Source organism: Streptomyces torulosus (genome assembly GCF_001419765.1).
Lineage (GTDB): Bacteria > Actinomycetota > Actinomycetes > Streptomycetales > Streptomycetaceae > Streptomyces > Streptomyces torulosus.
Window position 1 is genome coordinate 1 of record NZ_LIRK01000903.1, and the last position, 9,518, is coordinate 9,518.

Here is a 9,518-nt window from a genome sequence, read left to right on the forward strand (position 1 = left end):
CGGGTGCCCCGTCCCTGCCTCCGTGCCACCCCTCGGTGCCACCCCGGCTCCCCGGCCCTTGTGACAGGCTGGGCGCAGGAACCGGACGTAAGGGTGGCCGGACGTGGGCGGTGAGCGTTGGCGGAGGGTGCTGAGCGGGTTCTGGCGGATGCTGGCCGTATGGGCGGTGTCGACGCTGACGATGCTGGTGCTCGCGGGCGCCCTGCCCGACTTCCGGCTCCAGTCCAGCACCGGCGAGAGCTCCACCCAGATCGCCGTCACCGCAGCCCTCGGCGCGGGGGTCTTCGGTCTGCTGTCCTCCCTCGTGTGGCCGCTGCTCGTACGGGCGTTGCTGCTGGTGCCCGCCCTCGTCCTCGGCCTGCTGGTCTTCTTCCTCAACGGCTCGCTGCTCCTCATCGCCCTGTGGATCAACCCGTCCGGTCAGGGTGAGGCCGCGCCCGAGACCGCCGTGGTCGTGGCCGCCGTGATGTCCGCGGTCGCCTCCGCCACCGGCGGCGCCCTCGCCGTACGCGACGACGACGCGTACCGGCGCCGCCTGTACCGGCTGGCCGACCGCCGCCGCAGGCACGCCGACGGGCCGCCCGGACCCGTCGGACCCGGCACCGTCTTCCTCCAGCTCGACGGCGTCGGCCACGACGTGCTGGAGGCGGCCACCGCGAAGGGCCTGATGCCGACCGTCGCCGCCTGGCTCGGCGCGCCCGCGCCCGGCACCGGGCACGTCCGCGCCACCCACCGGCTCACCCCATGGCGCACCGACTGGTCCAGCCAGACCGGCGCCAGCCAGCTCGGCATCCTGCACGGCAGCAACCACGACGTGCCCGCCTTCCGCTGGTACGAGAAGGAGAGCCAGGAGGTGATGGTCTGCAACCGCCCCTCCAACGCCGCCGAACTCCAGCGCCGCGCCATCGAACGCACCGGCGACGGTGGCCTGCTCACCGTCGACGGCGCGAGCCGCGGCAACCTCTTCAGCGGCGGCGCCGACCAGCTCGCGCTCGTCCTGTCCATCGCGGCCCGCCGGGGCAAGCAGAACCGGTCCCGCGCCGGGTACTTCGCCTACTTCTCCGACCCTGCCAACGCGGTCCGCACCGCCCTGTCCTTCGTCGCCGACGTGCTGCGCGAGATCGGCCAGTCCACCCGCGCCCGGCTCCGCCAACAGCGGCCCCGCGTCAAACGAGGCGGCCTCTACCCGTTCATCCGCGCGTTCGCGACCGTCGTCGAACGCGATGTCGTCGTCGCCGCGGTGATCGGCGACATGTTCGCGGGGCGCGCCGCGATCTACGCGGACCTGGTGGCCTACGACGAGGTCGCCCACCACTCCGGGCCCCACAGCCGGGACGCGGAGAAGATCCTCGAACGCCTCGACCGTTCCCTCGCGTTGATCGCGCAGGTCGCCGAACACGCCCCCCGCGCCTACCGCATCGTCCTGCTCTCCGACCACGGACAGAGCCCCGGCGAGACCTTCCTCGGCCGCTACGGTCTCACCCTCGGCAACCTGGTCCGCGCCGGCTGCGGCCTGCCCGTGCCGCGCAAGGCGGAGCGCACCCACAGCGGCGCCGAGGCCCGCTCGGCGGTCCGCGCCGCGCTGCGCATCCCCGTCGAGGAGGGCGTCGAGGAACACCGCCCGGCCCGCCGCTCCGAGCCGGTCGTGCTCGCCTCCGGCAACCTCGGCCTGGTGTCCTTCCCGGACGTGCCGCACCGGATGAGCCGGGAGGAGATCGACGCCCGCCACCCCGCCCTGCTGTCCACCCTCGCCAACCACCCCGGCGTCGGCTTCGTCCTCGTCCGCAGCGAGGAGCACGGCGGCCTCGTCCTCGGCGCGCACGGCTCGCAGACCCCCGTCGCCGAACTGAGCGACGACCGTCCCGGACCGCTGGCCGACTTCGGCCCCGGCGCCGCCGACGCCGTACGCCGCACCCACGGCTTCCCGCACACCGCCGACATCATGGTCAACTCCTGGTACGACCCCCAGGAGGGCGAGGTCCTCGCCTTCGAGGAACAGATCGGCTCCCACGGCGGCCTCGGCGGCTGCCAGTCCCGCCCCTTCCTCCTCTCCCCCCTGGCCCTCTCCGCACCGGTCGAGGAAGAAGAGGAGCTGGTCGGAGCGGAACACATCCACCGGGTCCTCAGACGCTGGCTGAGAGAGGCGGACGGCCCGCAGATACCGGTGGGGGCGCAGGCGCCCCGTAGGGGGTCGGGGAACCGCGCGACCAGCCCGAACGAACCCGCACCCGCCGACCCACAGGACCCGGCAGACGCATAGGCACCCGGCGCGGACCCCTGAGCGGCACCCGGCACCCGGCACCCGGCACCCGGCACCCGGCACCAAAAAATTCGGCTGCGCCTCTTCGCACAGGCGCCCACACTGGTGCGCACCGTCCGGAGGACAACCCCAGGAGCCCACCCCTTGCAGGCAGCCGTCACCGTCACCCCGTCCCGTCTCCCCGAGTTGCTGCTGGGCCTCGCCACCGTGCGGCCCGTGTTCGTCTGGGGCGCCCCCGGCATCGGAAAGTCCTCCCTGGTGCGGGACTTCGCCGAGTCGCTGGGCCTGGAGTGCGTGAGCCTGCTCGGTACGCAGCTCGCCCCGGAGGACCTGATGGGCGTACCGCAGATCCGCGACGGGCGCTCGGTGTTCTGCCCGCCGGAGGCCATCGCCCGCGACGAGCCGTACTGCCTGTTCCTCGACGAGCTGAACGCGGCGACGCCGGACGTCCAGAAGGCGTTCTACTCGCTGATCCTCGACCGCCGCATCGGCACCTACGAACTGCCGAAGGGCTCCATCGTCATCGGCGCCGGCAACCGCGCCACCGACAACGCCCTCGCCCGCCCCGTCGCCTCCGCGCTCGTCAACCGGCTCACCCACGTCCACCTGGAGGCGTCCGCGAAGGACTGGCTGGTGTGGGCGGCGGGCAGCGGCATCCACCCCTGGATCGTCGACCACCTCACCGACCGCCCGGACCACCTGTGGTCCAAGCCGCCGAAGACGGAGGAGGCGTTCTCCACCCCGCGCTCCTGGCACATGCTCTCCGACGCCCTGCACTCCTTTGGACCGGGCCTCGACGAGGACACCCTCCAGGTCCTCGCCCACGGCACCCTGACGCCCGCACACGCCGTCGCCTTCTGCGGCTACGTCAAGGTCGTCCGCAGCCGCTTCGGCATCGAGGCGATCCTCAAGGGCGACGCCCGCTGGCCGAGCCGCATGGAGGACCGCGACCTGCTGTACTTCCTCGCCGATTCCTTCCGCGGCCGACTCGTCAAGGACCTGCCCGCCAGCAAGCAGCACATGTCGGCGAACGCCCGGCAGACCGCGTACCGCGCCAAGTCCCTGCTGGTGCAGCTCGCCGAGATCTCCGTCGAGGTCGCCCAGACCGTCATCGCCTCCGACGCCGACGGCCACCCCGTGCTGCCCGCCTGGTTCCTGGTCGAGGCGGCCCGTGACATGCCCCGGCTGGTGGAGGCCCGCCGATGAGCCGGACCGGCGGACAGCACCAGGGCAAGGGCCGCAAGAAGCGGGACGCCGCCGGCGCCGCCTACTCCGCAGGCCTGGCACTGGTGCGGGCCAACCCGGCGCTGCGCTCCATGGGGCTCACCCACTGCCGCGACGAGAACTGCCGGCTGGTCCCCCGCGACGGCCTCGTCCGCGTCGATTCCGAGGGCGAGGTGCACGCCCACCCCGACCGGCTCGCCGCGCCCGGCACCTGGGCGTGGGCGCTCGCCCACGCCACCCTCCACGTCGGCTTCGGGCACGTCCCGGCCGCCACGGGGGAACGCGAGCAGCCCGACCGCTTCGACCTCGCGGCCCGCTGCGTCGTCGTCAACCGCTTCCTGCTCACCTTCCCCATCGGCGACGCCCCCGAGCACCTGCCCACCTCCTATCCGGACGGCGACGAGGAGCAGCTCGCCGCCCGCTGGCGCCGCGACGGGCTGCCCACGGTGTACGAGCGCTGCGGCACCGCCGACAGCGAGGCCGACCAGATCCTGCTGACCTGGCCGAAGTGGGCGGGACAACTCCCCGACTGGCAGCTCGCGTTCGCCCACGCCCTCGCCGGGACCATGTCCGCCGCGATGGACATGGCGGGCGGCCGCCGTGACTCCCTGGACGGCGAGGCGGTCCGCAAACGGCCCTGGGAGGAGGCGCTGAGCTGGTTCATCTCCTCCTACCCCCTGCTCGGCGGCATCGCCTCCGGCATGAAGATCATCGCCAAGGCGGACATCGCCCACACCCACGACATCGCCGTCGCGGCCGTCGACGCGGCGGCGGGCGAGATCTACATCAATCCGCTCCGCGACTTCGAGGACGAGGAGTGGCGGTTCATCCTGGCCCACGAGATGCTGCACGCCGCGCTGCGCCACGGCGACCGCTGCGGCACCCGTGACCCCTACCTGTTCAACGTCGCCGCCGACTACGTCATCAACGGCTGGCTGTGCGAGATGCAGGTCGGCACCATGCCCGAGGGGCTGCTGTACGACCCCGAGCTGAAGGGCCTGTCCGCCGAGGAGGTCTACGACCGCATCGCCGGCGACCTGCGCCGCAAGCGCCGTCTGTCCACCCTGCGCGGCAAGGGCACGGGCGACATCCTGAGCGGCCCGCTGGGCGCCCCCGGCGACTACGTCGACCTCGACGAGTTCTACCGGCGGGGCCTCGGCCGAGGTCTGGACCTGCACCAGCGGCAGGAGCGCGGGTATCTGCCGGGCGGCCTGGTCGAGGAGATCCGCGCCCTCACCCACCCGCCTCTGCCGTGGGACGCTCGACTCGCCCGCTGGTTCGACGAGTTCGTGCCCCGCCCCGAGCCCGTACGCAGCTACGCGCGCCCCTCGCGCCGCCAGTCCGCCACCCCCGACATCCCCCGCGCGGGACGGTACTTCCCGCCCGAGGAGGTCGCCCGCTGCACCTTCGGTGTCGTCCTCGACACCTCCGGCTCCATGAACCGGGTCCTGCTCGGCAAGGCCCTCGGCGCCATCGCCTCCTACGCCGAGGCCCGCGACGTACCGGCCGCGCGGGTCGTCTTCTGCGACACGGCCCCGCACGACGCGGGCTACGTCCCGGTCACGGAGATCGCCGGGCGCGTCCGCGTCCACGGGCGCGGCGGCACCGTGCTCCAGCCCGGCATCGACCTGTTGCAGCGGGCCGACGACTTCCCGCCGGGCGCACCCCTCCTCGTCATCACCGACGGCTGGTGCGACCCGCTGCGCGTACGCCGCGAGCACGCCTATCTGATCCCACAGGGCGCCCGCCTGCCGTTCACCGCCCGCGGCCCGGTGTTCCGCGTGCAGTGACCGGGCGGCGAGGGCCACGCGGTGACGCACTCCGCTCGGCCCGCCTGGGCGGATCCAGCTTTCTCCGGCGCCCCGAGCTGATCTCCCGGCCCTGTCGCAGCCACCGCCACAGAGGTTCGTCGGGGGTGCCGGGGTCGGGGGCGGTGACCTCGGGATGGATCAGGACGGTCAGCGTGCTCCCGTGGGGGAGGATGTCGTTCACCAAGTCGTCCATCCAAACCATGCATTCCCACGACGATGACCCCGGCGGCACATACATGCCCTCCGCCTCCGCGAACGCCCGGCAGTCACCGTAGCGTCGTCTGTCGTCGTCGGAGAGCTCGCCGGGGACGGCGAACGACCACCGCGACCCGATGAACGGCAACGCCACCTCGTGCCCGACCGCCCGCGCCGGCCGGCGCTGCGCGCCGCTCCGCCCCGGAACGCACATCCGCAGCGCCGCACCGGCCCGCGGGAAGTTCCACAGTGTCGCCCCGTCGTCCGGTGACCGCTCGAACGGCCCCCGCCCGGGGTGGACGACGACCACCGCGTCCGGATGGGCGGCCAACGCCGTGTCCACCTCGTCCACGGTCCACGCGGGCTCGTCCAGCGGTGCGAGGCCCATGGTGAGCGCGTAATGACACGCCTCGGCGGCCAGCTCGGCCGCCGCCAGGCCGCCGTTCCGGCAGACGTGCACGACCGCCGTCCGCCCAGTCCCCGTCGTCTTGTCCTCGCTCCACATGCGCACCAACCCCGTTGTGCCCCAGAAGACTTGGAAAGTCCGACTACGGTCCCGGACCGTACGGCGTTCCCCCGATGTACGTCAGGCGAACGATCGGTCGACCGCGGTGGGACACCGCCCCGTCGGCTGGGTCCGGGGCGGCTCGGTGTGATCGGATGGGTCCGACCCCGTTGGAACGGGACCCACGTGAAAGGAAGAACCGTGGCTACCACGCGCTCCGCACACACCGTATGGGAAGGCAACCTGCTCGAGGGCAACGGTGTCGTCACCTTCGACTCGTCCGGCGCCATCGCCGAGCAGCCGGTGACGTGGGCCGCTCGCACGCAGGAGGCGAACGGCAAGACCAGCCCCGAGGAGCTGATCGCCGCCGCCCACTCCAGCTGCTTCTCGATGGCGTTCTCGCACGCCCTCGCCGGCGCAGGCACGCCGCCCACCAAGCTCGTCACCTCCGCCGACGTGACGTTCCAGCCGGGTGAGGGCATCACCGGCATCCACATCACCGTCGAGGGCGAGGTGCCCGGCCTCGACGAGGCGGGCTTCGTCGCTGCGGCCGAGAACGCCAAGGTGAACTGCCCCGTCAGCCAGGCCCTCAAGGCCGTGCCGATCACCCTGTCGGCCAAGCTGGCCTGACCCGCGGGTCCACGGCGGCCGGACCGGTCACCCCCTCGGGGGCGATGGTCCGGCCGTCGGCGTCCCGGATGCGCGAGTCTCCGGGGGCGAGCACATTGGGCGCATGAGTGACGACGCACAGCCGGCGCCCGACGCGGAGCTGAGAATCGCCGTCGCCTTCACCGGCGGCCTCAGCCTCGCCGTCTGGATGGGCGGCGTGGCCCGAGAGCTGAACCTGCTGACGACCGCGGCGCGTGCCGACGCGTCCGGCACGCCGGCCGGGCTCGTGCGCGCCCGCTACAAGCGGCTGCTCGACCTGCTGCGGCTCGACGTCAGCGTCGACGTGCTCTCCGGCACCAGCGCCGGCGGCATCAACGCGGCCCTCCTGGGCCTCGCCACCGTACGCGGCTGCGACCTGGGCGGACTGCGGTCGCTGTGGCTGGACCAGGGCGCGCTCGGGAGTCTCCTGCGCGACCTGGACGAGCCGCGACCGCCCTCGCTCCTCCAGGGCGAGGAGCGACTGCTGCGCGGTCTGGAGACGGGGCTCGACACCGTCCGCCGGGACCTTGTGCCGGGCCTCGCCGAGCGTCCCCGCCCCGACACCGACCCCGATCCCACACGGGTCTTCATCACCACGACGCTCCTGGACGGCATGCCGCACCCCTTCCGGGACGACTACGGCAGCACCGTCCACGACCGCGACCACCGGGGACTCTTCCGGTTCACCGCCGACGACCTCGCCCGCCGGGAGACGATCCGGGCGCTGGCTCGGGCGGCCCGCTCCAGCGCCTCCTACCCCGTGGCCTTCGAACCGGCCTACATCCCCGCGGGCAGGCCCACCCACGAGCGCCCCGACATGGGCCCCTACATGGTGCGGCTGCCCGCGACGCAGTTCTGCGCCGACGGGGGACTGCTGGCCAACCGCCCGATCGGGCCCGCGCTCCAGGCGGTCTTCGACCGGCCGGCGACCCGCGAGGTGCGCCGGGTGCTGGCCTATGTCGTCCCGTCCGCCGACGGCGCCTCCGAACGGCCCGCGGCGCCGCCCGTGCCCGACGACGTCCCGTCACTGGGGCCGATGCTGCTGAAGGTCTTCGGCATCGTCACCTCCCAGAGCATCAGCGCCGAGCTGAGCGCCCTGGCCGCCCACAACGAGCGGGTCAGGAGCCGGCTGCGGGCGGAGACCCGGTTGGCCCGGATGGCGGTGCGGGGCGCCGACCTCGGCGACGCGGACCTGCGCCGGGAACACCGCGCGAAGCATGTGCGGGCGCTGGCCCGGGCCGTCGCCGAGGAGACCCTGGGCCAGATGATCGCCTGCGGCGCGGGCCCCGAGGAGCGCCCGGTCGGCTTCGGCCCGGACCTGGACCGGCTCACCGCCGGGGCGGTCGACGTCATCGAGGGCGCCGATCCGCCGCCGGAGGCCCTGCCGGGGGACGCGGAGGTCTTCGACGCGCTCGCCCGCTACGGGCGGCCGCTGCTCGACGCGGGCAAGGCCACCGTGCTGCGGCTGCTGCGGGAGAGCGGCGCGAAGGCACCGGCCGACATCCGTACGGTCCTGGAGGAACAGGTCGGGAAGGTGCACGCCGCGATGCCGGAGCGGAGCGGGCCCGATCTCCGTACGGAGGTCCGGCCGGTCGTCGAGACGGTGCTCGGCCACGTACCCCCGGACGACGACGTCGTGGGCGCCGTGATCCGGACGCCCGGCTGGGCCTCCGCGATCACCGGACAGCTGCCCACCGCACAGGACCTGCCGGCGATGGCGGCCGCCTGGCGGACGATGGTGGACGCGGTCCTCGAGACCCGGCGGCGGTTCCCCGACGGGGCGCCGGGCGGGGGCGACCAGGACCCGGCGTGGAAGGTGCTGCTGACCTATCTGGCCGGGACCCCGGCCGGGGCCGGGCCCGGGGCCGGGCCGGGTGATCCGCCGCCCTCCGACGCCGTCGCGCGGCGGCTGTTCGATCTGCTCGCCGCCCAGCGGGTGATCTTCCCGGACGAGCAGGCCGCCCGGCAGCGTGTGGAACTGATCCAGATGAGCGCCGACACCCGCACCCTGCTCGACGACCGCCGGACGGCCGAGCAGAAACTCACCGGACTGCAGCTCCACCACTTCGGGGCCTTCTTCAAGCGGTCGTGGCGGGCCAACGACTGGATGTGGGGCCGGCTGGACGGCGCCGGATGGCTCGTCCACGTGCTGCTCTCCCCGCAGCGCCTGAAGTCGCTCGCGGCCGAGGGCGTGCCCGTGGGGGAACGGCTGAGGGAGATCGCCGGAACCGAGGCGCCGAGCGGGGTGTTCACCCCCGGGTCCGCGGGGGAGCCCGCCGAGCTGGCCTTCCTCACGGCGGACGACACGACGCCCCTGCCGGCGAGCCTGCCGCAGACGTCGATGTGGGTGGCGCTCGGCCTCCAGCGGCTGATCGCGGCGGAGGAACTGCCCTGTGTCGCCGAACAGGCCGAGGCGGACCAGAAGGCGGGCGGCGCCCTGGCCGCGGCCGACTTCCTCCAGCGCTACCGGCGGCGCTACCCCGACTCCCGGCAGCCGGTCGATCCGGACACCGTCGACGAGTTCCTGAACGCCTGCCGGATCTCGGAGGAGACCTTCCGGCGGGAGAAGGACAGCAGGCTGCTGAAGCACACGGTGTCACACGCCGCCGTGGTGACGGCCAACGCGGTCCGCACGACGGTCGACCGGTGGTCCTGGCGCCTGCTCTTCGGCGGTGTGAGCCGGGCGCTGCGCCTGGCGCACGCGGTGCGCAGACGTACCTAGCCCCCGCCCGGCCGCACCCGCCTGGCCCCCGTGCCCCGGTGAGGGACGCCCCCCTGCCCCATTGACAAGAGGCCACTCAAGTTTTGTGCTTGTGGTAGGAGCCATGGGTCGGCGGGCAGGCGTGCGGGCGCGGGAGCCACGGGCGCGACCCGG

General features: G+C 73.6%; 6 protein-coding genes. 5 read left to right on the forward strand and 1 reads right to left on the reverse strand.

Translation table 11 applies throughout. The features are described from left to right. Positions 1-148 precede the first annotated feature (148 nt). The 3 genes from AOK23_RS42250 (at position 149) to AOK23_RS42260 (ending at position 5,274) form a co-directional block, all read left to right on the forward strand. Positions 149-2,260: a phage holin family protein gene (locus AOK23_RS42250; protein WP_107103007.1), complete on the forward strand. Its 2,112-nt coding sequence runs from the start codon at positions 149-151 to the stop codon at positions 2,258-2,260. 144 nt (positions 2,261-2,404) lie between these two features. Continuing rightward, positions 2,405-3,466, forward strand: a complete 1,062-nt coding sequence (locus tag AOK23_RS42255; RefSeq protein ID WP_055717688.1) for an ATP-binding protein — start codon at positions 2,405-2,407, stop codon at positions 3,464-3,466. Beyond that, the gene (locus AOK23_RS42260; protein ID WP_055717689.1) at positions 3,463-5,274 is read left to right on the forward strand and encodes a vWA domain-containing protein; all 1,812 of its coding nucleotides are present in this window, start codon (positions 3,463-3,465) and stop codon (positions 5,272-5,274) included. Before AOK23_RS42255 ends, AOK23_RS42260 begins: the two co-directional genes overlap by 4 nt. Here AOK23_RS42260 and AOK23_RS42265 read toward each other — a convergent pair. Beyond that, a complete protein-coding gene (locus AOK23_RS42265) occupies positions 5,240-6,001 on the reverse strand; it encodes a hypothetical protein (protein WP_157878326.1) in 762 nt (253 codons plus the stop codon). The genes AOK23_RS42260 and AOK23_RS42265 overlap by 35 nt on opposite strands. Before the next feature lie 195 nt (positions 6,002-6,196). Between AOK23_RS42265 and AOK23_RS42270 the strand changes: the two genes are divergently transcribed. Beyond that, positions 6,197-6,625 (forward strand): OsmC family protein, encoded by a 429-nt coding sequence (locus AOK23_RS42270; RefSeq protein WP_055541002.1) that lies wholly within the window; start codon positions 6,197-6,199, stop codon positions 6,623-6,625. 103 nt (positions 6,626-6,728) lie between these two features. Beyond that, on the forward strand, positions 6,729-9,365 hold the full coding sequence (locus AOK23_RS49130; RefSeq protein WP_055717691.1) for a patatin-like protein: 2,637 nt from the start codon (positions 6,729-6,731) through the stop codon (positions 9,363-9,365). The last annotated feature ends 153 nt before the right edge of the window (positions 9,366-9,518 follow it).